Annotated in this window: 20 protein-coding genes, 1 tRNA gene and 1 pseudogene; 12 read left to right on the forward strand and 10 right to left on the reverse strand. The window is 63.2% G+C overall.

The window, feature by feature from the left end; genetic code table 11:
* Nucleotides 1-7: 7 nt before the first annotated feature.
* The 5 genes and pseudogenes from JQ553_RS20380 to fahA all read left to right on the forward strand — a co-directional run.
* Nucleotides 8-1,630, forward strand: a pseudogene (locus JQ553_RS20380) (FAD-dependent oxidoreductase); the annotation flags it as partial.
* 9 nt (nt 1,631-1,639) lie between these two features.
* A complete protein-coding gene (locus JQ553_RS20385) occupies nt 1,640-1,867 on the forward strand; it encodes a DUF2783 domain-containing protein (RefSeq protein WP_212501789.1) in 228 nt (75 codons plus the stop codon).
* Nucleotides 1,868-1,897: 30 nt separating this feature from the next.
* A complete protein-coding gene (locus JQ553_RS20390) occupies nt 1,898-2,854 on the forward strand; it encodes an MBL fold metallo-hydrolase (RefSeq protein ID WP_212501790.1) in 957 nt (318 codons plus the stop codon).
* A gap of 2 nt (nt 2,855-2,856) precedes the next feature.
* The gene (hmgA, locus tag JQ553_RS20395) at nt 2,857-4,203 is read left to right on the forward strand and encodes a homogentisate 1,2-dioxygenase (RefSeq protein ID WP_212501791.1); all 1,347 of its coding nucleotides are present in this window, start codon (nt 2,857-2,859) and stop codon (nt 4,201-4,203) included.
* Nucleotides 4,204-4,314: 111 nt separating this feature from the next.
* Entirely contained in the window at nt 4,315-5,586 is a 1,272-nt protein-coding gene (gene fahA, locus JQ553_RS20400; RefSeq protein ID WP_212501792.1) for a fumarylacetoacetase, read from the forward strand.
* A gap of 112 nt (nt 5,587-5,698) precedes the next feature.
* Here the strand turns inward: fahA and JQ553_RS20405 are convergent, their stop codons facing one another.
* Together JQ553_RS20405 and JQ553_RS20410 are read right to left on the reverse strand one after the other, a co-directional pair.
* Nucleotides 5,699-6,010, reverse strand: a complete 312-nt coding sequence (locus JQ553_RS20405) for a DUF1272 domain-containing protein (RefSeq protein WP_212501793.1) — start codon at nt 6,008-6,010, stop codon at nt 5,699-5,701.
* Between the two features lie 86 nt (nt 6,011-6,096).
* Nucleotides 6,097-6,573: an Lrp/AsnC family transcriptional regulator gene (locus JQ553_RS20410; protein WP_212501794.1), complete on the reverse strand. Its 477-nt coding sequence runs from the start codon at nt 6,571-6,573 to the stop codon at nt 6,097-6,099.
* A 122-nt stretch (nt 6,574-6,695) separates the two neighbouring features.
* On the opposite strand from JQ553_RS20410, the gene hppD reads away from it, so the two are divergent.
* Nucleotides 6,696-7,814, forward strand: a complete 1,119-nt coding sequence (gene hppD / locus JQ553_RS20415) for a 4-hydroxyphenylpyruvate dioxygenase (RefSeq protein ID WP_212501795.1) — start codon at nt 6,696-6,698, stop codon at nt 7,812-7,814.
* Between the two features lie 96 nt (nt 7,815-7,910).
* On the opposite strand, the gene JQ553_RS20420 is transcribed toward hppD, so the two are convergent.
* From JQ553_RS20420 to JQ553_RS20440, 5 genes are all read right to left on the reverse strand, one after another.
* Nucleotides 7,911-9,017 carry a CaiB/BaiF CoA-transferase family protein gene (locus JQ553_RS20420; protein WP_212501796.1) on the reverse strand — a complete coding sequence of 369 codons (1,107 nt, stop codon included), beginning with the start codon at nt 9,015-9,017 and terminating at the stop codon, nt 7,911-7,913.
* Nucleotides 9,007-9,237, reverse strand: coding sequence for a hypothetical protein (locus JQ553_RS20425; protein ID WP_212501797.1), 231 nt, complete (start codon nt 9,235-9,237; stop codon nt 9,007-9,009). Before JQ553_RS20425 ends, JQ553_RS20420 begins: the two co-directional genes overlap by 11 nt.
* 36 nt (nt 9,238-9,273) lie before the next feature.
* Nucleotides 9,274-10,074 carry a xanthine dehydrogenase family protein subunit M gene (locus JQ553_RS20430; RefSeq protein ID WP_212501798.1) on the reverse strand — a complete coding sequence of 267 codons (801 nt, stop codon included), beginning with the start codon at nt 10,072-10,074 and terminating at the stop codon, nt 9,274-9,276.
* 12 nt (nt 10,075-10,086) lie between these two features.
* On the reverse strand, nt 10,087-12,426 hold the full coding sequence (locus JQ553_RS20435) for a xanthine dehydrogenase family protein molybdopterin-binding subunit (RefSeq protein WP_212501799.1): 2,340 nt from the start codon (nt 12,424-12,426) through the stop codon (nt 10,087-10,089).
* A gap of 93 nt (nt 12,427-12,519) precedes the next feature.
* The gene (locus JQ553_RS20440) at nt 12,520-13,005 is read right to left on the reverse strand and encodes a (2Fe-2S)-binding protein (RefSeq protein WP_212501800.1); all 486 of its coding nucleotides are present in this window, start codon (nt 13,003-13,005) and stop codon (nt 12,520-12,522) included.
* A gap of 275 nt (nt 13,006-13,280) precedes the next feature.
* Here JQ553_RS20440 and JQ553_RS20445 point away from each other — a divergent pair, with 275 nt between their 5' ends.
* Nucleotides 13,281-15,314: a methyl-accepting chemotaxis protein gene (locus tag JQ553_RS20445; RefSeq protein ID WP_212501801.1), complete on the forward strand. Its 2,034-nt coding sequence runs from the start codon at nt 13,281-13,283 to the stop codon at nt 15,312-15,314.
* A gap of 40 nt (nt 15,315-15,354) precedes the next feature.
* Here the strand turns inward: JQ553_RS20445 and JQ553_RS20450 are convergent, their stop codons facing one another.
* Nucleotides 15,355-15,723: a DUF3175 domain-containing protein gene (locus tag JQ553_RS20450; RefSeq protein WP_212501802.1), complete on the reverse strand. Its 369-nt coding sequence runs from the start codon at nt 15,721-15,723 to the stop codon at nt 15,355-15,357.
* A gap of 188 nt (nt 15,724-15,911) precedes the next feature.
* Here JQ553_RS20450 and JQ553_RS20455 point away from each other — a divergent pair, with 188 nt between their 5' ends.
* The 3 genes from JQ553_RS20455 (at nt 15,912) to JQ553_RS20465 (ending at nt 19,913) form a co-directional block, all read left to right on the forward strand.
* Nucleotides 15,912-17,402 (forward strand): MFS transporter, encoded by a 1,491-nt coding sequence (locus JQ553_RS20455; protein ID WP_212501803.1) that lies wholly within the window; start codon nt 15,912-15,914, stop codon nt 17,400-17,402.
* Between the two features lie 6 nt (nt 17,403-17,408).
* Entirely contained in the window at nt 17,409-18,242 is an 834-nt protein-coding gene (gene otsB, locus JQ553_RS20460; protein WP_212501804.1) for a trehalose-phosphatase, read from the forward strand.
* A gap of 219 nt (nt 18,243-18,461) precedes the next feature.
* Nucleotides 18,462-19,913, forward strand: coding sequence for a trehalose-6-phosphate synthase (locus JQ553_RS20465; RefSeq protein WP_212501805.1), 1,452 nt, complete (start codon nt 18,462-18,464; stop codon nt 19,911-19,913).
* A gap of 150 nt (nt 19,914-20,063) precedes the next feature.
* Here the strand turns inward: JQ553_RS20465 and JQ553_RS20470 are convergent, their stop codons facing one another.
* Nucleotides 20,064-20,408, reverse strand: coding sequence for a hypothetical protein (locus tag JQ553_RS20470; RefSeq protein WP_409363083.1), 345 nt, complete (start codon nt 20,406-20,408; stop codon nt 20,064-20,066).
* Between the two features lie 184 nt (nt 20,409-20,592).
* Here JQ553_RS20470 and JQ553_RS20475 point away from each other — a divergent pair.
* Nucleotides 20,593-20,682 (forward strand) — tRNA-Ser (locus tag JQ553_RS20475).
* 75 nt (nt 20,683-20,757) lie between these two features.
* Here JQ553_RS20475 and JQ553_RS20480 read toward each other — a convergent pair.
* Nucleotides 20,758-21,033, reverse strand: a complete 276-nt coding sequence (locus tag JQ553_RS20480) for a TIR domain-containing protein (protein WP_283817270.1) — start codon at nt 21,031-21,033, stop codon at nt 20,758-20,760.
* 244 nt (nt 21,034-21,277) lie between these two features.
* Here JQ553_RS20480 and JQ553_RS20485 point away from each other — a divergent pair, with 244 nt between their 5' ends.
* Nucleotides 21,278-23,434, forward strand: a complete 2,157-nt coding sequence (locus JQ553_RS20485) for a molybdopterin-dependent oxidoreductase (protein ID WP_212501807.1) — start codon at nt 21,278-21,280, stop codon at nt 23,432-23,434.
* Nucleotides 23,435-23,586 lie beyond the last annotated feature (152 nt).

Below are 23,586 nucleotides of genomic sequence, written 5' to 3' on the forward strand. Positions count from 1 at the left end.
CGCTTCAGGGAACGGTCACGCCATGGCACAGGCCAAAACCCAGTTCGGCTATCGCCGTCATCCCGATCAGGATCGGGCGGGAGCCAACGTCGCAGAACACGCGGTTGTAGTGGTCGGCGCCGGACCGGTCGGCTTGTCGCTTGCGATCGATCTGGCGCAACGTGGCCAGCGCGTGGTGCTGCTCGACGATGCCGACCGGATCGGTGAGGGCTCGCGTGCGATCTGCTTCTCAAAGCGCTCGCTGGAATTCTGGGACCGGCTTGGCGTGGGCGACCGCATGGTCGAGAAGGGCGTGGTGTGGAGCGTCGGCAGGATTTTCCATGGCGCTTCGCAGCTCTATCAGTTCAACCTGCTGCCCGAGGAGGGCCACAAGCGGCCAGCCTTCATCAACTTGCAGCAATTCTATGCAGAGGCCTATCTGGTTGACCGCGTCGAGCAGTTGCCCGAGATCGATCTGCGTTGGCGCAACAGGGTGATTGCGCTGGAGAGCCGCAACGATCATGTCGCGCTGACGGTCGCAACCCCTGACGGCTCCTATCGCCTGCATGCATCTTTCGTCGTTGCCTGCGATGGCGCCCGCTCGTCGTTGCGGCAGATGGTGGGCGCGGACTTTGCCGGCCAGATGTTCGAGGACCAGTTTCTGATCGCCGACGTCAGGATGACGTCGGCCTTTCCGACCGAACGCTGGTTCTGGTTCGACCCGCCGTTCCATGCCGGCCGCTCGGCGTTGCTGCACAAGCAGCCGGACGACATCTGGCGCATCGATCTGCAGCTCAATTCGGATGCCGATCCGGCGGTGGAGAAGCTGCCGGAGAACGTCCGGCCGCGGATCGCGCGCATGCTCGGGCATGACAAGTTCGAGTTCGAATGGATCTCGCTCTACAAGTTCCAGTGCCGGCGGATGGCCAAGTTCATCCATGGCCGGGTAATCTTCGCCGGCGATGCCGCGCATCAGGTCTCTCCGTTCGGCGCACGCGGCGCCAATTCGGGGCTTGAGGACGCCGAGAATCTGTCGTGGAAGCTCGATCGTGTCCTGCGCGGGCTCTCGCCGGAAGGCCTGCTCGAGAGCTATCACGTCGAGCGCGGCGCCGCAGCGGACGAGAACATCCGCGAGTCGACGCGCTCGACCGACTTCATGGCGCCGGCCACGCGGCAGGAGGCGCGGCTGCGCGAGGCCGTGCTGTCGCTCGCCGCGGAAACCGAGTTCGGAAAGCGCATGGTCAATGGCGGCCGCCTGTCGGTGCCGTCGGTCTATGACACGCCGCTGTCGACAGATGACCGCGACAGCTGGCGCGGCGGCCCGCGGCCGGGCGCATCGATGCCGGACGCGCCGGTGACGGATCAAAGCGGCAGTTCCACCTATCTGACTGAAGCCTTCATCAAACAGGGAACGCGTTTCACATTGCTCGCGTTTGGCAATGGCGCGGTGATCGACGTGCCCGACGGCGTCGGCACGCTTCGCGTCGGCGGCGGTCTCGTCGACATCAAGGGGCTTGCCGGCCAGCGCTACGACGCCGAACCTGATACGGCCTACCTGCTGCGGCCCGACGGCTATGTCGCGGCGCGATTCCGCAAAACCTCGCGGCTGGCGCTTGATGCGGCGCTGGCGCGCGCGTCCGGCCTGAACTGAGGTCTGCTCATGGCGCTGTCGACCAGCTCGAATTTCGCGAAGCCCGACGACGCCTTCCGCGCCATCGTCGAGGCCCATCGCGGCCTGACCGAGGCGCAAAGCGCCGATCTCGACGCCGCGCTGGTTCTGATTCTGGCCAATCATATCGGCGACATCGACGTGCTCAGGGATGCGATCGTGCTTGCCAAGCGTCGAATGTTGGACACGAGCCGGCAACAGCAACAGCAACAACAATAGTCACCGACAAGAACCGACAGGATCGAACTGATGGCCAAAGGTTTTGCCTCGACCACTGACCTCGCAGAGAAGAAGATCACGTTCTCCGAGATCGGGACCGATCTCTACGCCTTCACCGCCGAAGGCGATCCCAACACCGCCGTCATCGTCGGCGAGGATGGTTGCCTGGTGTTCGACGCGCAGGCGACGCCCGCGATGGCCAACAAGGTGATCGAGCGTGTGCGCAAGGTCACCGACAAGCCGATCAAGTATGTCGTGCTGTCGCACTATCACGCCGTGCGCGTGCTGGGAGCCTCCGCCTACCATGCCCAAGGCATCGTCGCCTCGCAGGAAACCTTTCGCCTGATCGAGGAGCGCGGCCAGCAGGACTGGGATTCCGAATATGGCCGTTTTCCCCGCCTGTTCCAGGATGCCCAAAGCATCCCCGGCCTGACCTGGCCGACGCTGACCTTCGAAGGCGAGATGTCGATCTATCTGGGAAAACGCGAGGTGCGGCTGATGCAGCTCGGCGCCGGGCATACCTCCGGCGACATTGTCGCCTGGGTGCCGGATGCGGAGGTCATGTTCTCCGGCGACCTCATCGAATACCACTCCGCCTGCTATTGTGGCGACGCGCATCTGCGTGAATGGCCGATGACGCTGAACGAAATTCGCGCCTTCAATCCGAAGGCGATCGCGCCCGGCCGCGGCGATGCGCTAAAGGGGCTCGCCACCGGGCGCGATGCAATCGCGATGACCCGCGATTTCGTCACCACGCTCTACAATGCAGCCGAAGCCTCGGTTGCCAAAGGCCGCACGTTGAAGGAATCGATGGCGGCGACGCGCGAGGCGATGGACCCGAAGTTCTCGAGCTTTGCGATCTACGAGCACTGCCTGCCCTTCAACGTCTCCCGCGCCTATGACGAGGCGTCGGGGATCGACGATCCCGTGATCTGGACCGACAAGCGCGACCAGGAGATGTGGGCCGCGCTGCAAGGAGGAGGATGAGCATGAATATCAATACCTCGCCTGATCAGATCGCGCGCAGCAGCGCGCAGGTGACACCGGGTTACATGTCCGGATTCGGCAACAGCTTTGAAACGGAGGCACTGCCGGGCGCGCTGCCGATGGGGCGGAACTCGCCGCAACGCTGCGCCTACGGGCTCTATGCCGAGCAATTGTCCGGCTCGCCGTTCACCGCGCCGCGCGGCGCCAATGAGCGATCCTGGCTCTATCGCATCCGCCCGTCGGTCAAGCACTCCGGCCGCTTCGCAAAGGTGGACGCCGGGCTATGGCGCACCGCGCCTTGCCACGAATACGATCTGCCGATCGCGCAATTGCGCTGGGACCCTGCGCCGATCCCCAAGGAGGACCAGACCTTCCTTCAGGGCGTTCAGACCATGACCACGGCGGGCGACGCAGATACGCAGGCCGGCATGGCCGCTCACGTCTATCTCATCACCAAATCGATGGTGGATCAGCATTTCTACAATGCCGATGGCGAGATGATGTTCGTGCTGCAGCAGGGAAATCTGCGCTTGGTCACCGAGTTCGGCCGCATCGATGCCGAACCGGGCGAGATCGTGATGATCCCGCGCGGCGTGAAATTCCGTGTCGAGATACCCTCAGGTCCCGCGCGCGGTTATGTCTGCGAAAACTATGGCGGCGCCTTCACGTTGCCGGAGCGCGGCCCCATCGGCGCCAACTGCCTCGCCAACTCGCGCGACTTCCTGACGCCGGTCGCGAGCTACGAGGACAAGGACACGCCGACCGAGCTGTATGTGAAATGGGGCGGGTCGTTGTTCAAAACGACGCTACCGCATTCGCCGATCGACGTGGTCGCATGGCACGGCAATTACGCGCCGTACAAATACGATCTGCGCACCTTTTCGCCGGTCGGCGCGATCGCCTTCGACCATCCCGATCCCTCGATCTTCACGGTCTTGACCTCGCCGTCGGAGACCGCTGGCACCGCGAATATCGACTTCGTGATTTTCCCGGAGCGCTGGATGGTAGCCGACAACACCTTCCGCCCGCCCTGGTACCACATGAACATCATGTCGGAGTTCATGGGCCTGATCTACGGCGTCTACGACGCCAAGCCGCAAGGCTTCGTGCCCGGCGGCATCAGCTTGCACAATTGCATGCTGCCGCACGGCCCCGACCGCGAAGCCTTCGAGCACGCCAGCAACGTCGAACTGAAGCCGGTGAAGCTGACCGGCACCATGGCCTTCATGTTCGAGACGCGTTTCCCGCAGCGCGTCACACAGCATGCCGCGACGTCACCGACCTTGCAGGATGATTACTCGGATTGCTGGAAGGGACTGGAGAAGAGATTCGATCCGAACAAGCGATGATGTGAGTTGCACGTTGAGCCGTCATGCCTGGCCGTCCACGTGGCGGCGGAAGAGAAAGTCGTGGATTGTCTGGACCAGACCCGGTCACGACCGCGTAAACTGGAGGAAATGGTGTCCCATCCGAACGACCCAAAACTTCGTTCTTTCATCGACGTCGCGCCGACCTCCGATTTTCCGATCCAGAATCTCCCCTATGGCGTGTTCTCGTCGAAGGACGGCCTCGCCTCGCGAGTTGGCGTTGCAATCGGCGATTACGTGCTCGACCTCTGGGAGCTCGAACAGGGCTCGCGGCTTGACGTCGGACCGCTTGGCGTATTCTCGCAGCCCTCGCTCAATCCTTTCATGGCACTCGGCCCCAAGGTCTGGTCGAAAACCCGGGCGCGAATCAGCGAGTTGTTGCGTTCCGATCATCCGGAGCTGCGCGACAACAGGGAGCTGCGCGCCCGCGCGCTGGTGCCGACGGCGGACGTGAAGCTGCACATGCCGTTCGCGGTCGCCGGCTACACCGATTTCTATTCGTCGAAGGAGCACGCGACCAATGTCGGCGTCATGTTCCGTGGCAAGGACAATGCGCTGCAGCCGAACTGGCTGCACATGCCGATTGGTTACAACGGCCGCGCCTCGACGGTGGTGGTGACAGGCACCAAGGTGCGGCGGCCGCGCGGGCAGTTGAAGCCGCCGGCCGCCGAGTTGCCAAGCTTCGGCCCCTGCAAGCGGCTCGATTTCGAACTGGAGATGGGCGTCGTGGTCGGGCAGGCCTCTGCCATGGGCGAGATGCTGACCGAGAAGCAGGCCGAGGAGATGATCTTCGGCTTCGTCATCCTCAACGATTGGAGCGCGCGCGACATCCAGCAATGGGAATATGTGCCGCTTGGCCCGTTCCAGGCCAAGGCGTTCGCGACCTCGATCAGCCCATGGGTGGTGACGCGCGAGGCGCTGGAGCCCTTCAGGACGCAGGGCCCCGCGCAGGACCCGACGCCGCTGGCCTATCTGAAGCAGGCGCAGCCGAACAACTACGATCTCGTGCTCGAGGTCGGCTTGCGCGCAGGTGCCATGAACGACGCGAGGACGGTCTGCAGCACCAATTTCAAATACATGTACTGGTCGTCGGTGCAACAGCTCGTGCACCACGCATCGAGCGGCTGCGCGATGAATGTCGGCGATCTCCTGGGGTCCGGCACGATCTCCGGCCCGGAGAAGCATCAGCGCGGCAGCCTGCTGGAAATCAGCTGGAACGGCACCGAGCCGGTCGAACTCGCTGATGGCGTCAAGCGGACCTTCCTCGAAGACGGCGATTCGCTCGTCATGCGCGGCTGGTGCCAGGGCGACGGCTACCGCGTCGGGTTCGGGGAAGTCGAGGGGACCGTCGACGCCGCCGAGTAGATCTCTCAGCCGTCATATCCGCCGAAGCCTCGGCGAAGGCGGAACCAATCGATCTGTCGTCGTGTGCGGAGCGATGGATTGCCGCGCTGCGTTGGCAATGACGGGCGCGCTCCTAACGGTCCTCCGGCCGAACATCCCGCAGCCGCGCCGAATGCGCCGCGACATCGTCGAGGCTGTATTTCAAATGCATCCGCTTGTCCGAGGGCGGATGTTTTGTCACACAGACGCCTGTCCGCCATTCCTTTGCGGGCCGGATCGGGCGCGGCACGAAGCCGCCGCCGCAGTTTGGGCAGACGTTGCCGAGCTTGGTCTCGACGCAGTCGGCGCAGAACGTGCATTCATACGAGCAGATCCGTGCGTCGGTTGCGCTCGGCGGCAGGTCCTTGTCGCAATACTCGCAGTTCGGTCGCAACTGCAGCGCCATGGTTGTCTCTCGTCTCCAGATCGGGGTGGATGATCGCAAATCGCGGCGCGAAAGCGAATGCCGTATTTCCCTCGATTTGCGCCACCTCATGCTTGCAGCGCGCTCAACGGCAGCTTCGCGCTCTCCTTCAGCCGGTCGAGTACGATCGAGGAGCGAACATGTGCGACGCTCTGGTGCGGCATCAAAACGTTGTTGACGATGTCAGAGAGGCTTTTCAGGTCGCGCAATATGACCTTGAGGAGGTAGTCGGCATCGCCGGTCAGCGAATAGGCCTCCTGGATGTCGTCGACGCGGCTGACCAGCTCGCGAAACCGTTTCGCGTTGTCGGGCGAATGGGTCGCCAGCGTGATGTGGATGAAGGCGATGAGGCCGAAGCCGAGCACTTCTCCGGCCAGGTCGGCGTGGTAGCCGGATATGACCTTCTCCTCCTCGAGCCGCATTCGCCTCCTGGAGCATTGCGAGGCGGAGAGGCCAACGAGCTCGGCGAGCTCCTGGTTGGTCAGCCGGCCATCGTCCTGCAGAGCGGCCAGCATCTTGAGGTCGAAGGCGTCGACTGGGATCATGCGCTGAATGGCGATTTAGTGCACGGATCGTGCGTGATCCTAGCCAGCTTTGAACCATTTTGCACGCACTTTGCGCCCGGCAGAGCAGAAAATTCCTTCCAGCCAGATCTGGAGATTCCACAATGGGTCCGTTTCCGCACGATGCGCCGCCGGCCGAGATCAGCGCCGACAATCCGATGGGTACCGACGGCTTCGAGTTCGTCGAATATGCTCATCCCAATCCGGAAGAGTTGCATGCGCTCTTCAAGCTGATGGGCTATGTGCCGGTTGCCCGCCACAAGACCATGAAGATCACCGTCTATCGCCAGGGCGACATCAATTGCCTTGTCAACGAGGAGACCGGCACCCACGGCTTCGACTTCATCAGCGCCCACGGGCCGTGCGCGCCGTCAATGGCGTTCCGCGTGGTCGACGCCACGCATGCTTATGAGCGCGCGATTGCGCTGGGCGCCGAGCCGGCCGATGTTTCACCGGCGCATAAGGTGCTCGACGTTCCCGCGATCAAGGGCATTGGCGGCAGCCTCCTCTATTTCGTCGATCGTTACGGCGCCAAGGGCTCGCCCTATGACGCTGAGTTCGAATGGCTCGGCGCGAGGGACCCGCGCCCGGTCGGCGCGGGCCTCCATTACGTCGATCACCTCACCCACAACGTCCATCGCGGTCGCATGGATGTCTGGACCGGCTTCTATGCGAAGCTGTTCAACTTCCGTCAGATCCGCTTCTTCGATATCGAGGGCCGCGCCTCGGGCCTGTTCTCGCGCGCACTGACCAGCCCGGACGGCAAGATCCGCATTCCGATCAATGAGGACGCCGGGGAGTCCGGGCAAATCGAGGAATATCTCAACACGTATCGTGGCGAAGGTATCCAGCACATCGCCTGCGGCGCGCGCGATATCCATCACACCGTCGAGACGCTGCGCGAGGCCGGCCTGCCGTTCATGCCGTCACCGCCGGACACTTATTTCGAGCGGATCGACACCCGGCTGCCAAAGCATGGCGAGGACGTCGCGCGACTGCAGAAGAACGGCATCCTGATCGACGGCGAGGGCGTCGTCGATGGCGGTCAGACCAAGGTGCTGCTGCAGATATTCTCGGCGAACGCGATCGGGCCGATATTCTTCGAATTCATCCAGCGCAAGGGCGACGATGGATTCGGCGAAGGCAATTTCAAGGCCTTGTTCGAATCGATCGAGGAAGACCAGATCCGCCGCGGTGTGCTGAAGGTCGATCACGCGGCGTAGCGTCAGTCCGGGGCGCGTCGGCGCGAACCCGAAATCTCGATGCAACGTCCTCCGTCATTCCGCCTTCGCTTGCTTCACGAGCGCCCGGAATGACGGTCATTTCTTCCATGCAGCCGTCACATCGGAAAGCTTCGCCACCTCGGGCTCGCGGATCGCGGAGGGGGTGCGAGAGAAGCGCGGCGCCGGCGCGGGTTGGGTCACGCCGTGACGCTCGACGAATACGTTGCGCGCGACCATGTGCGGATGTTTCGGAGCTTCCGCCATGGTGAGGATCGGCGCGAAGCAGATGTCGGTGCCCTCCATGATGTTGCACCAATCTTCGCGCGTCTTGCTCTTGAAGACCTTGGTCAGCTTCTCCTTCAGCGCCGGCCAGGCCTTGCGGTCCATCTGCGCATCGAAATCGGCGTCGGTCAGGCCGGCATGTTGGCGGAGTAGCGCGTAGAATTGCGGCTCGATCGAGCCGATCGAGATGAAGTTGCCACAGGAACATTCGTAGACGCCGTAGAAATGCGCGCCGCCGTCGAGGAAGTTCTGGTCGCGTCCCTCGGTCCAGCGCCCCATCGCGCTCATGTCGAAGAACATCGACATCAGAGACGCGGCGCCGTCGCACATCGCGGTGTCGACCACCTGGCCTTTGCCGGACTTCCGGGCTTCCAGCAGCGCGGCGAGCACGCCGACCACGAGATAAAGCGCGCCGCCGCCGAAATCGCCGACCAGATTGAGCGGCGGCACCGGCTTGTCCCTGGGGCCGATCGCTGCAAGCGCGCCGGTGATAGAGATGTAGTTGATGTCGTGCCCGGCGGCGTGCGCCAGCGGGCCTTCCTGGCCCCAGCCGGTCATCCGGCCAAAGACCAGTTTGGGATTGCGCGCGAGCACGACGTCAGGGCCGAGACCAAGGCGTTCCATCACACCGGGGCGGAAGCCTTCGATCAGCGCGTCGGCGTGATCAAGCAGGTCGAGCACCTCCGCGATCGCGGCCTTGCTCTTCAAATCAAGCTCGATCACCTTTCGGCCGCGCACCGCGACCGCCTTGAGATTCTTGCCGGCGCCCACACGATCGAGGGTGATCACCTCGGCGCCCATGTCGGCGAGCAACATGCAGGCGAAGGGGCCGGGGCCGATACCGGCGAATTCCACGATGCGGAAGCCGGCGAGCGGGCCGGAGGCGCGAATGGCGGCTTGAGAGGCTGGTTTATCGAGCACGTTGTCGTTCCAATGCTGCTGGGCAGGAAGCGGCTGAGGTCTTGCTGCCGTGGCGGTCGCGATCGCTCAGCGTCATGTTGGCCGTCGGCCAGAGCTTTGCGTTCTCTTTCCAGCGCGCGGCGGCATTTTCAATGGCTGATGAACCAAATTGTCTCGCCGAATGCGCGATGTGGCAAGCGGCTTTTGCCTGGAGCGGCCGATAAACGCGAACGGCGCGCATCGCTGCGCGCCGTAGCTCATTTGTGTTTAGGCGCTGTCAGCCGGCGGCCGTCACCGCGCGCTGTCCCATCACTTTCACGAGGTTCGCGCGATACTCGGCCGAACCGTGGATGTCGGCGAGCAGGCCGTTGGCCGAAATCGTCACGCCGCCGAGCGCACCCGCCGACCAGTTCGCTTTCAGCGCTTGCTCGATCGCCGGTACCCGCATGACGCCGCTTTGCGATGCGCCGGTCGCCGTGGCGCGTACGTCGCCGGCCTTGGTCTTGGCGACGAACACGCCGGTCAGCGCGAAGCGCGAGGCTGGATTCGGAAACTTCGCGTAGCCCGCTTTTGCCGGAACCGGGAACGAGACCGCGGTGATGATCTCGCCGTCTTCGAGCGCCGTTGCGAACAGGCCCTTGAAGAAGTCGTCCGCCGCGATCGAGCGCTTGGTGGTCTTGACCGTCGCGCCGAGCGCCAGCACCGCCGCCGGATAGTCGGCCGCCGGATCGTTGTTCGCGAGCGAGCCGCCAATCGTGCCGCGATGACGCACGGCGGGATCGCCGATCATCGACGCGAGATGAGCGAGCGCGGGGATCGCTTTCCGGACCGCATCGCTCTGCGCCACATCGTAGTGCGTGGTCGCTGCCTTGATGGTCAGCGTATCGCCCGAGGCCTCGACGCCTATCAGGTCCTTGATCTTGCCAAGGTCGATCACGTCGGAGGGCGCGGCGAGGCGCTGCTTCATCACGGGAAGCAGGGTCTGCCCGCCGGCAAGGAATTTTGCGTCCGTGCCTTTCGCGAACAGCGCCGCGGCGTCGTCGACCGAGGAAGCGCGGTGATAATGTGTCTCGTACATGGCGTTCCCTCCTCAACCGTGAATGGCGTGCCAGACGCGACCGGGCGTCGCAGGCATTTCCAGCTTGTTGTTGCCGATGGCGTCCGTGATCGCGTTGATCACGGCAGCGGATGCGCCGATCGCGCCGGCCTCGCCGCAGCCCTTGACGCCGAGTGGATTACCAGGACACAGCGTCGTGGTGTGGGACAGCTGGAACGACGGCAGGTCGTCGGCCCGCGGCATGGTGTAGTCCATGAATGACGCGGTCACGAGCTGACCGGTGCCGTCATAGACCACGCCTTCGAGCAGTGCCTGGCCGATGCCCTGTGCGAGACCGCCATGGACCTGGCCCTCGACGATCATCGGGTTGATCAGCCGGCCGAAATCGTCGGCAGCGACGAAGTTGACGAAGGAGGTCTTGCCGGTGCCCGGATCGACCTCGAGTTCGCAGATGTAGGCGCCGGCCGGAAAGGTGAAGTTGGTCGGATCGTAGAACGCTGTCTCCTTCAGGCCGGGCTCCATGCCCTCGGGCAGGTTGTGCGCGGTGTAGGCCGCGAGCGCGACCATCGGCAACGCAATCGACTTGTCGGTACCAGCGACCTTGAACTCGCCGTTCTCGATCACGATGTCGCTCTCGGAGGCTTCGAGCGCGTGCGCGGCGATCTTCTTGGCCTTGGCTTCAACCTTCTCCATCGCCTTCACGATCGCCGTACCGCCGACCGCGATCGAGCGCGATCCATAGGTGCCCATGCCGAACTGCACCTTGTCGGTATCGCCGTGGACGATCGAGACCTGGCTTAAGGGCACGCCAAGACGCTCCGCGATGATCTGGCAGAATGTCGTCTCGTGACCCTGGCCGTGGCTGTGTGAGCCGGTCAGCACCTCGATGGTGCCGACCGGATTGACGCGGATTTCCGCTGATTCCCACAGGCCGACGCCGGCGCCCAGGCTGCCGACTGCCTTTGACGGCGCAATGCCGCAGGCCTCGATGTAACAGGAGACTCCGATGCCGCGCAGCTTGCCGTCCGCCTTGGCCTTGGCCTTGCGGGCGGAGAAGCCGGCATAGTCGATCGCCTTCATGGCCGCGTCGAGCGACGCATGGAAGTCGCCGATGTCATAGGCCATGATGACCGGCGTCTGATACGGGAACTGGGTGATGAAGTTCTTCTTGCGCAGTTCGGTCGGATCGACCTTCAACTGCCGCGCCGCGGTCTCCATCATGCGTTCGAGCAGATAGCTCGCCTCGGGGCGGCCGGCGCCGCGATAGGCGTCGACCGGCGTGGTATTGGTGTAGACGCCCATCACTTCGGCGTAGATCGCCGGGATCACATATTGGCCCGACAGCAGCGTCGCGTACAGATAGGTCGGCACCGCCGACGAGAACAGGGACATGTAGGCGCCGAAATTGGCGTGGGTCTTCACCCTGAGGCCAAGGATCTTGTTGTCCTTATCGAACGCCATTTCGGCCTTCGAGACATGATCGCGGCCATGCGCATCGGTGAGGAAGGCTTCCGAGCGGTCGCCGGTCCACTTCACCGGGCGGTTGATCTTCTTCGAGGCCCACAGCGCCACCATCTCTTCCGGATAGATGTAGATCTTGGAGCCGAAGCCGCCGCCGACGTCAGGCGCGATGACGCGCAGCTTGTGCTCGGGCGCGATGTTGTAAAACGCCGACAGCACGAGGCGGGCGACGTGCGGGTTCTGCGACGTCGTGTAGAGCGTAAAATGCTCTTCGGCCTGGTCATAGTTCGCGATGGCCGCGCGCGGCTCCATCGCGTTTGGCACCAGGCGGTTGTTGGTGAGGTCGAGCGTCACCACATTGGCGGCCTTGCTGAAGGCTTCCTTGACGGCGGCTTCATCGCCCAGATGCCAGTCATAGACGACGTTGCCGGAGGCTTCGGGGTGCAGTTGCTGCGCGCCAGGTTTGATCGCGGCCTTGATGTCGGGCACCGCCGGAAGCTCTTCGTAGTTGACGACGACGGCTTCGGCTGCGTCCTTGGCCTGGTTCTTGGTCTCGGCGATCACGACCGCGACGGCCTGTCCGACGAAGCGCACGGTCTCCGGAGCCATCGCCGGCCACGCGCCCATTTTCATCGGCGATCCATCCTTCGAGGTGATCGCCCAGCCGCAGATCAGGTTGCCGACCTTGTCGTCGACGATCTGCTGCCCGGTCAGCACGGCGACCACGCCGGGCATCTTCACGGCTTCAGACGAATCGATACCCTTGACCTTGGCATGCGCATGCGGGCTGCGGATGAAGTGAGCGTAGGTCATGCCCACCATTTTGACGTCGTCGACGTAACGCCCTTGTCCTGTAATGAAGCGGCGGTCTTCCTTGCGCACGACGCTTGCGCCAATTCCTTCAACACCCATTGTCTGGTCCTCCCGACCGGAGATTTCGATTTGCCGCCGTTTTCCATCGAGATCGGCGGTGATGAGCTTGATCGTATGTGGTTCGCCAGGCTGCTATTCGGCGGCTTGCGCGACCTTCATGCGGCTGGCCGCATCCAGCACCGCCTTGACGATGTTGTGGTAGCCGGTGCAGCGGCAGATATTGCCTTCGAGCTCGTGCCGGACGGTTTCCTCGTCGAGATTGCCGCCATGGCGATGCACGATATCGACCGCCGACATGATCATGCCGGGGGTGCAGTAGCCGCACTGCAGGCCGTGATTGTCGCGGAACGCTGCCTGCATCGGGTGCAATTCGTCGCCCTTGGCGAGGCCCTCGATGGTGGTGACGTTACAGCCCTCCGCCTGGCCGGCCAGCATTGTGCAGGATTTGACCGCCCGCCCATCGACATGGACGACGCAGGCGCCGCACTGGCTGGTATCGCAGCCGACATGGGTGCCGGTCAGGTTCAGGTTTTCGCGCAAGAGCTGCACGAGAAGGGTCCGGTCCTCGACGTCGACCGCGACCGCCCTGCCGTTTACCGTTAGTTTGACTGTGGACACGCGCCTATCCTCCCGATTGTTCTGTAATTATTCCAATTAGAAACAGCGGCTGTTGAAACTTGCAACAGGGATTTTGGTCGCGATGCGCGATGCCATGATTAAGGGAGCTCCGCCCGTATCGCGGCCGTCCCGCTAAAGCGAACGTCCGCCTCGTACCCAAAAACGGCGCGTATTTACGTACCTTTATCCATTCTGCGCTAGTTTTACTGACCGGGTCTGGGGGGCGGGGGCGCCGCAGACACCGCGTGGTTTTCAGAATGAAGACGGGGGTTGGAATGCCGGGGCTCAAACGATCGCTGTCGATCAAATTCCCGACCCTCCGATTCCGCGGCAAGATCATGCTCGGCTTTGCCGTGACACTGGCCATTTCGGCAGCCACCATGGGCTTCGCCTATATGGGCTTCGAGCGGGTCTCCGCCGGCGTCGAATCGTACCGCCAGAGCGTCACGGAAGCCGATCTCGCACGCAACATCGACCGCGAATTGATCTCCTACCGATCGCTGGCACGCTATTTCGTGGCGACCGGAAAGGAAGAGGACGCCAAGGCGGCGCTCGCCGCCGAGGCCAGCCTGAAAGACGCCATCCTGGCCTCGATGAAAGGTACCAGCAACCCCGCCCGCCTCGATCAGGTCACCAAGCTGGAGCGCGAGTTCCGTGCCTTCACCAAGATCTTTGCCGAGATCGTCAAGCTCAAGGACGAAAGTGCGCAGGTCGCGCAAAACAAGCTTGCCCGCACTGCGACCTCGCTGCGCTACAAGCTCGATGACCTCCCGAACGCTGCCGACGATTCCGAGCAGCGGGCGATCCAGTTCGGCGCCAAGAAGGTCGCCGACCAGCTCCAGGCGGCGACCGCGTTGGCCAACATGTTCGTCGTCAATGGCGACAAGACGATCGCCAACAGCGCGATGGCGCGGCTGAAATTCGTCGAGAATGCGCTGCACGCGATCACTTCGAACGGCGAGCGGGTCGGCCAGGGGCTGAAGGAGGTCGCCTCCCTGCTGGGTGATTACAGTCAGGCGCTGGCCCAACTGATCGAGAACTCCAAATCCATCGACGAACTGACCGTCGAGATGACCGAATCGGCCGCCGCCATCAGCCAGGGCTCGGCCGCGATGAAGTCAGACCTGCTCGCCGACCAGAAGCGGCTTGAGAAAGAATCCCACGCCACGATCGGCGAGACCGAACGGCTGATCCTGATGCTCGCCGCCGGGGGCTTCGCGCTCGGCTTCATCTGGGCATTGCTGCTCGGCAAAGGTATCTCCCGGCCGATCGCGGCGATGTGCGCCGCGATGCGCGAGCTCGCCGCGGGCAATTTCGACGTCGTGCTCCCGGGCCTTGGCCGGCGCGACGAGCTTGGCGAGATGGCCGGCGCGGTGGAAGAGTTCAAGCTCCAGGCGATCGCCAAGGCCGAGCGCGATGCCGCGACCCAGGAGGCCCAGAACAAGGCAGGCGCTGCCGCCCGGCGCGCCGAACTCATCCGCTTCGCCGACGAATTCGAATCCGCCGTTGGCTCGATCGTGTCAAACGTATCGGCCTCGGCGGTGCAGCTCGAATCAGCGGCGGGTACGCTGACGCGGACGGCGGAGACCACGCAAAACCTCTCGACCCAGGTGGCCGGCGCGTCGGAGGAGGCGTCCAGCAACATGCAGTCGGTTGCTTCCGCCACAGAAGAACTTTCCGCCTCCGTGGACGAGATCGGCCGGCGCGTGAAGGAGTCGAGCCGGATCGCGGACGCCGCGGTGCGCCAGGCCGAGCGGACCGACACGCGCATCGGAAAGCTGTCGCGTGCCGCGCAGGAGATCGGCGACGTGGTCAAGCTGATCACCGCGATCGCCGAGCAGACCAATCTGCTGGCGCTGAACGCCACCATCGAAGCAGCCCGCGCCGGCGACGCCGGCCGCGGCTTTGCGGTGGTAGCGGCCGAGGTGAAGTCGCTCGCAAGCCAGACCGCGAAGGCGACCGACGAAATTTCAAACCACATCGCGGGCATGCAGGCCGCGACGCAGGAATCGGTCGCCGCCATCAAGGAGATCGGGGGCACCATCGGCCAGATCTCCGAAATCGCGGCCACGATTGCCAGCTCGGTTGAGCAACAGAGCTCGGCAACGCAGGAGATCGCCCACAGCGTTCAGAACGTCGCGAAAGGCACCCACGAGGCCGCCACCAGTGTCACCGAGGTCAACCGCGGCGCGACCGAAACCGGCGCGGCGTCGGAAGAAGTGCTGAACTCGGCGCGCACGCTGGCGATCGAGAGCACCCGCCTGCGCGAGGAGCTCGATCGCTTCATGGCGAATATCCGGGCAGCGTAGCGGATGCTCTGTCGTCCCGGCGAAGGCCGGGATGACGGATTCAATCGCGGCCGAACTGGTGCTTCAATTCCAGCCTGGCGCGCTCCAATCGCGTTCGTTCGGTCTTCGGCAGGCTCTTGCCCGCGCGGTTGATGTAGAAGGTCAGCATCGACAGGGCGGATCGATAGGCGCCGCTCTTGCGGCGCGCGCTATGCTCGGCGGAGCGTTTCAGCGATGCCGCGATTTTCTTTGCGCTTGTCAGTTTGAAGACGCCCTGCTTGAGGTCAAGCGCATCGCTTTGCCTTGTCACGCGCTGTGACCAGCGCTTCGGCGGCGTCTTGCGTGCTCCGCTCTTCCGGCGCGCCCTGCCCGGCTTCCTCACGGTGGATTTTCGTGTGGTCCTGCGCGTTGCGTGCTTGCGTGCCGCCATATATTCGCCTCCTTGCAATTCAAGCCGGAAACAGCTTACGGCGGACTCCGCTCCCGTCGCGCGCCCTGCGGGAACTCCCGCGCGTCGCCTGCGTTATTTCGCTGTGGCGGGCATCCCGTTTGCCGCAATCCTGGGAGTGAGAACCTTGGAGCGCTTCGTTCCAGGGTTTTTCCCGTTGGTCTATTCTGATGAACGCGCAGCAGATACAGCACAGCTCTGCGACGACGGACGAGGTGAAGTCGCCGGCCGCGCCGGATAACGGGCGCATCATCGAGACCTCGATTCCGCTTCGCCTCGACGATCTTCGCTGGAGTGGCTTTCACACCCGCGTCGTGGTGGCGCTTGGCATCACATGGATCCTCGATGGTCTCGAGGTTACGCTCGCCGGCGCGCTGTCGGGCGCGCTGAAGGAGAGCCCGACGATGAGATTCTCCAACTTCGACGTCGGCCTCGCCAACAGCGCCTATCTTGCCGGCGCAGTGCTCGGCGCGCTCGGCTTTGGCTGGCTCACCGACCGGATCGGGCGCAAGAAGCTGTTCTTCATCACGCTTGCGCTCTATCTTTCCGCGACCGCCGCAACCGCGCTGTCCTGGAGTGTCGCAAGCTACGCGCTGTTCCGCTTTCTGACCGGCGCCGGAATCGGCGGCGAATACACCGCGATCAATTCGACGATCCAGGAACTGGTGCCGGCGCGCTATCGCGGCTGGACCGACCTCGTCATCAACGGCAGCTTCTGGATCGGGGCCGCGATCGGCGCCGCGAGCGCGATTGTCCTGCTCGATCCGGCGGTGCTGGCGGTGGATCATGGCTGGCGGCTCGCCTACTTCACCGGCGCGGTCCTTGGCCTCGTCGTGCTTTTCATGCGGATGTGGATCCCCGAAAGCCCGCGCTGGCTGATGATCCACGGCCGTCCCGACGAGGCGCACAGAATCGTCGCCGACATCGAGACGTCCGTCCTTGGCCGCGAACAGTCGAGCAAGGGCTTCGACACGATCAAGCTCAGGATGCGCGACCACACTCCGTTGCGCGAAGTCGCCACCACACTGTTCTCGACCTATCGGCAGCGCTCGCTGGTTGGGCTTACGCTGATGGTCGCGCAGGCGTTCTTCTATAACGCCATCTTCTTCACCTTCGCGTTGGTGCTGACGGATTTCTTCGATATCCCGGCCAACCATGTCGGCTGGTACATCCTGCCCTTCGCCGCCGGCAACTTCCTCGGCCCGCTGCTGCTCGGCAGGCTGTTCGACACGCTCGGCCGCCGCATCATGATAGCGGCGACCTACGGCTTGTCGGGCGTGTTGCTGGCGCTGTCCGGCTATCTGTTCTCGATCGGCGCGCTGAGCGCGCAGACCCAGACCATCGCCTGGATGGTGATCTTTTTCTTCGCCTCGCCGGCCGCGAGCGCCGCCTACCTTACCGTGAGCGAGACCTTTCCGCTGGAGGTGCGCGCGCTTGCCATTGCCGCATTCTATGCGATCGGCACCGGCATCGGCGGCGTGATAGGGCCCGCTCTGTTCGGTGCGCTGATCGACACCGGATCGCGCAACAGCGTCTTCGCCGGCTATCTCCTGGGGTCGGCGCTCATGATCGCAGCGGCAGGCGTCGGGTGGCACTACGCTGTGGCGGCCGAGCGCAAATCGCTCGAATCCGTCGCACGGCCGCTGGCATTTTTGGAGTAGAATGAGATGAAGCATCATGTGGCTGAAATGCCTGACAACGACACTGCCCCGGACGATGCGCGAACGCCGGAAGCCGTTCCGGTGCCGGCATCGCTCGTTCCGCATCTGAGCGAAACCGCGGTGCTGCTCGACATCGACGGCACGTTGCTCGATCTGGCGCCGACGCCGCGCGAGGTCTGGGTGCCGCCCGGGCTTGCGCAAACATTGAAGCGGCTGCACGAGCGTACCGGCGGCGCGCTGGCGCTAGTCAGCGGCCGCTCGCTCAACGACATCGATCTGATCTTCGCACCGGATCTGTTTCCCGCCGTCGGCGGCCATGGCGCCGAGATGCGGCTTCAGACCGACAACGAGGCGGTGGCCGCACACGCGCCGCCGATGGACAAAGAGTTGAAGCGGCGCCTTGCCGCGATCGCAAAGCTCAGCCCGGGAATCCTGCTCGAGGACAAGGGCTATTCGCTCGCGCTGCACTACCGCCTGGCGCCGCAAGCCGAAAAGGCGATCTACGAGGCGGTGTCTCTAATCCGCGCCGAACTGCCGAACGCGCCGATCGAGGTGCTGCCGGGCAAGAGCGTCTGCGAGATCAAGCATTCCGGCTTCACCAAGGCGAGCGGCGTGCGCGAGTTGATGACGCATGAGCCGTTCAAGGGGCGGCGTCCGTTCTTCATCGGCGACGACGTCACCGACGAGACCGTGTTTGCGATCATGCCCGATTTCAACGGCCTGTCATTTTCCGTCGGCCGCCGTGCCACCGGTGTCGCCGGGCATTTCGATGCGCCGAGCGATGTGCGCGAATTTCTCGCGCATCTTCTCGACGACGAAAGGAACGTGGCCCTGTCCTAACCAAATCGCAGCAAGCCTTTGCGACGCATCGAATGCGGTTCTTTTGCGTCCCAATGCGCGACTCGCGAGAGATTTTCTTTTTGGGTTCCAGTGAGTTCCTGCGGCCTTCGCCAGAATTTGGTTTCATTTGGGAGATTCCTTGCCAAGGAACCATCTTGATGAATGGCTGTTAATACGCGACTGCCCAACAGCCGCGACTGACCAACAGGAGGGGACCGGGTGAACCTCGTCGTCGTTTCAAACCGCGTGGCGCGCGGAAAACCCAATGAACCCATGACGGGGGGACTTGCAGCGGCATTGCTGCCTGTCGTCGAAAAGACCGGAGCGATATGGGTTGGTTCCAGCGGACGCGTCCGCGACGGGAACCTGAAGGAACCGTTCGCCGAAGTCGAAGCCCTCGGCGCCGGTGCGCTCGCCATGCTCGATCTGCCGGCCGCCCATTACGGCGGCTACTACGAAGGCTTCGCCAATTCGGCGCTGTGGCCGGCGCTGCATTCGCGCGCCGATCTGATCCGCGCTTCGCAGGAAGACTATGCGAGCTATCGCGCGGTGAACGCCTTCATGGCGCGTGCGCTTCTGCGCTTTCGCAAGCCGGACTGCGCGTTCTGGATCCAGGACTATCACTTCCTCGCGCTCGGGGCGGAGCTGCGCGATCTCGGCGTGAGATGCCCGATCGGCTTCTTCCTGCATACGCCGTGGCCTGCGCGTGCAGTGATCGGCGGCGTGCCGAATCATCGTGAGCTGATCGAGGCGATGCTCGCCTACGACCTGATCGGCTTCCAGACCGAGGAGGACTGCGAGAACTTCCTCGGCTATGCGCGGTGCGACCTCGGGCTTGCCGTTCACGATGGCTTTATTACGTCACAGTTCGGCCGCACGCGTGCCGCCGTGTTCCCGATCGGCATCGATCCCGAGAGGTTTGCGCAGCAGGCGACCAAGGCGATGACGCACCCCGACGTTTCACGGCTGCGTCGCAGCCTCAACGGCGAGAAGCTCGCGATCGGCGTCGACCGGCTCGATTACTCCAAGGGCCTGATCAATCGCATCAAGGCGTTCGACCGGATGTGGACGGTGCAGCCGAACCTCAAGCGGTCGGTGTCGCTGTTGCAGATCGCGACGCCCTCACGCGGGGCGATCGAGGCCTACGGCAATCTGCAGAGCGAACTCGCGAAGCTCGTCACCGATGTCAACGGCGTGCATGGCGAGGTGGACTGGACGCCGATCCGCTATCTCAACAAGGGTTTTAGCCAGGCGGTGCTCGCAGGCCTTTATCGCACCGCGCAGGTCGGTGTCGTGACGCCGCTGCAAGACGGCATGAACCTCGTCGCCAAGGAATATGTCGCGGCCCAGAACCCTGCCGATCCCGGCGTGCTCGTGCTGTCGAAATTCGCCGGCGCCGCCAACGAACTCGACGCCGCGCTGCTCGTCAATCCGCACGACATCGACGGCATGGCGCGCACGATTGCAACGGCGCTTGCGATGCCGCAGGCCGAGCGGCAGATGCGCTGGGAGGCGATGATGGCGAAGCTGCGCACCGGCACGATCCAGCAATGGTTCGCCGACTTCATCGAGGCGTTGCAGGATGCGCAGCACAGCGGCGACTCGATGCTGCCGGAGCCGCCGACCCTGTGGCCGCGCCGCGCCGGCGATCTGGCCGCGCGTTATCACTGAGCGGATCTACCGAATGTGATCGTCCCGGCGCAGGCCAGGACAGTCATGTTTGGAGGCATGCGCGCTTCCGGGCTGACGGGATTGTGGGAGGCCCGGCGCCGAGACTCGCGGCATGATCGGCACATGCGATTGCACCGCGCTTCCTCGGTCTCAATAGCAATACGCCGCGCCATCGAGCACGGGGCAGCGTGCGCGGCGCGGATCGCTCGGGTTTTCCATCGGCGCTACACCCTTGCCATGGCCGACGAATACGCCTTGCCCGACCACGACCGACGATTTGTTGCCGACGATCACGCTCGGATGTGGCGAGGCCATGCTGGACCGCGTGCCGTCGCTCCAGATGATCGTGTCGCCCGAGAGCACACCGCGCCGGCCGTCGTCGCAGCTCACGTCGACGCCCGCTCTTGTGCAGGATTGCGCCAGCGCGGGCGCCGCGGCACAGGCGGTAACCGCGCCAAACATGATGGAAACGATGAGCCTGCGTGCGATGGGCATGTCACGGACCTTGGCTGATTTGCGCGTCAGCGAAAGCCCGCCGCCGGTTCAAGCCGGAACCTGCGCGCGCGGGCCTCGGGAATGGCGCAATTATTCAATAATTTCAATCAATTGGGGAAATTTCAGCTCCCGCCCCCGCACTCCCTTGCAAAATCCGCCTCGGCCCTTCAAGAGAGGGCCTCCCGGAGAGATGGCCGAGTGGCTTAAGGCGCACGCTTGGAAAGCGTGTGTGCGGGAAACCGTACCGTGGGTTCGAATCCCACTCTCTCCGCCAGACCGTATTGAAAACATTGAATTATTAGGAATTTTATAGATAAACCCACGGCTGGTCCTCCGACCCGGATCACGCTTACTCCCGAAATTCCTTGAAGGCTTTTAGGAGTTTCATGGTGGCTTCCATCCCCAACTCGTCGCCGGAGTAGCGGCACTGGTAGAGGCCCTGCAAATTTGACGGAAGTTCGAGGCCAACGCCGTCTTCAACCACGAGGATGAAGTTGCGCTTGTAGAGCGCCATCGCGGCACCGATTTCGATCAGCACGTTGTCGTTTATTTTGGGACGCTCCGGGCGACATACGAAGCGGTTGAATGGCGCACGGGGCGGTGGACGGCATGGAAACCAGTGCATCGGACCCGGCTTACGCGCGAGCTTTCGAAGCAAAGCTGCGGATCGTGCCGATCACGCAAACCAGCCGATGCAAATCCGACTTTTGCCCGACACTTGCCCAATAGGGCGCGAGATGGAATCCTAGGTAGGACCGCGCTGGATCGAACGGTCAACAGAGAGCTAAAGGCGCGGACATGTAGTTCCTACGCCATCAGCCGATGGCGAGCGCGCGTGGAACGGCATATGCAGAATCTGGGAGGACAAGATGGCGAGCGCTTCCGAGCGGCGAACCTTGGTTCGTGCAGCATGCCCACACGATTGCCCGGACACCTGCGCGATGCTGGTGACGGTAGAAGATGGACGCGCGGTCGCGGTACGTGGTGACCCCCAGCACCCCTTCACCCGCGGAGGGCTTTGCGTAAAGGTCAACAACTACGAACAGCGGGTCTACAGCCCCGATAGAGTGCTCTACCCGCTCAAGCGCTCGGGACCGAAAGGGACCGGACGGTTCGAGCGCATAGGCTGGGACGAAGCCGTCGAAATGATCCGCGACCGCTGGACCGGGATCATCGGCAAGTATGGGCCAAGCGCGATCCTGCCATACAGCTATTTAGGCACCGAGGGCATCCTTAACGGGCTGAATGTGGGCGATGCCTTCTTTAACAGGCTTGGCGCCACCATCAGCGAGCGGACCTTTTGTGATTCGGGCTCGTGCACGGCCTATTTCATGACGATAGGTCCCTCTCCCGGCATGGACCCGGAGAGCTTCAAGCATTCGAAATACATCATTCTATGGGCGTGCAACACGATCAGCACCAATTTGCACCACTGGCCGTTTATCGCAGAGGCGAAGAGCAGGGGCGCAAAGCTGGTCGTGATCGATCCAGTCAAGACGCGGACAGCCCGCGAAGCCGACTGGCACATTCCCATCCGACCTGGCACCGACGCGGCGCTCGCGATGGGTATGATGAACGTTATCATCAGCGAGAATTTGATCGATCGCGAGTATGTGGAGAACTATACGGAGGGGTTCGAGGAGCTTCGGGAGCGCGTCCAAGCCTACTCGCCCGAGCGGGTCGCCGAGATCACCGCCATTTCGCCGCAGGACATCAGGACCCTAGCGCGGGAATACGCTACCACTCAGCCGAGCGTGATCCGTATCGGCGTCGCGATCGAACGCCACGCGGGCGGTGGCCAGACGGTGCGCGCTGCCGCGTGTCTTCCGGCCCTCGTCGGTGCGTGGCGCCGGGTTGGCGGCGGCATCTTGCAGCTGCCAATTTGGGCCTTCCCGGTCAAATGGGAAAATCTGATGCGGCCGGACTGGATCAAGCCCCGAACGCGGGTGCTGAATCAGTGGCGCCTCGGCTCGGCGCTCTTGGACGAAGACAGGCTCGACCCGCCCATCAAGTCCTTGTTCGTTTACAACTCCAATCCGGCGATTGTTGTGCCGGAACAGGACAAGATTATCCGAGGCCTCGAGCGCGAAGATCTTTTCACCGTGGTGAGCGAGCAGTTCCTCACTGACACCGCCCGGTACGCGGATATTGTACTCCCTGCTACCACGCAGCTGGAGCAGTTCGACATCATGTTCTCCTGGGGACATCTGTATCTGTCGCTGAATCAAAAGGCGATCGAGCCACTCGGCGACGCGGTCTCCAACACGGAGCTGTTCCGACGACTTGCCCGCACCATGGGCTTCGATGATCGGCAATGGCAACGTAGCGACGAAGAGATGGCGTTGGACGCTCTAGATTGGGCAAGTCCGGCGCTTCAAGGCATAACGATGGATCTTTTGAGGGAGAAGGGATGGGCGCGTCTCAACATTGGGACACCCGACACGTACGCGCCGCATGCCGCGGGTAACTTCCTCACTCCATCGGGCAAGTGCGAGTTCAAGGCGTCGATGGCCGCGGGCGGCAATTTTGTCCTACCGTTGTTCCGCCAGGGCTCGAACGAGTTTCAGGCGGGCGAGCCGGTAGACCCATTGCCAAACTATATTCCACCACGAGAGTCGCCGGCGACCAACGCGCGATTGGCGGCGAAATACCCCCTCAACGTAATCTCGCCGAAGAGTCACGCTTTCCTCAATTCCTGCTATGGCAATCTGCCGGCTCAACTGCATCACGCGGGCGAGCAGGTCGTGCTTGTCAATCCAAAAGATGCGATCGCTCGTAATGTCGGCGAGGGAAGCGCTGTGCGGATTTTTAACGATCGCGGCAGCTTCGAAGCAATTGCGAAGGTAAGCGCTGAGGTCATGCAAGGGGTTGTTGTCGCACCCCTGGGATATTGGCGCGACCTGAGCCGGGCGAAAGCCACGGTGAACGCTCTCAATCCCGGCGCCTACGCCGATCTCGGAAGGGCTCCGACATTCTCGGACACACTGGTCGAAGTAGCGATCGCCCAGCCAGCCGCCGCCGAATAACGTTGGGAGAGCGCGACGCTCGCTGGCGTGACCTGGGAATAAGGTAGAGCAGACACCGTCCAGGCCAGTGGGGGTGGTCAGATCTCTAGGTGCTTTTCAGTGCGAACGGGGCTCCCTGGTTTTCCGGCAAAGAAGTCCAGAAAACCCACAGA

The organism is Bradyrhizobium lablabi (genome assembly GCF_018131005.1).
GTDB classification, from domain to species: Bacteria; Pseudomonadota; Alphaproteobacteria; order Rhizobiales; family Xanthobacteraceae; genus Bradyrhizobium; species Bradyrhizobium lablabi_D.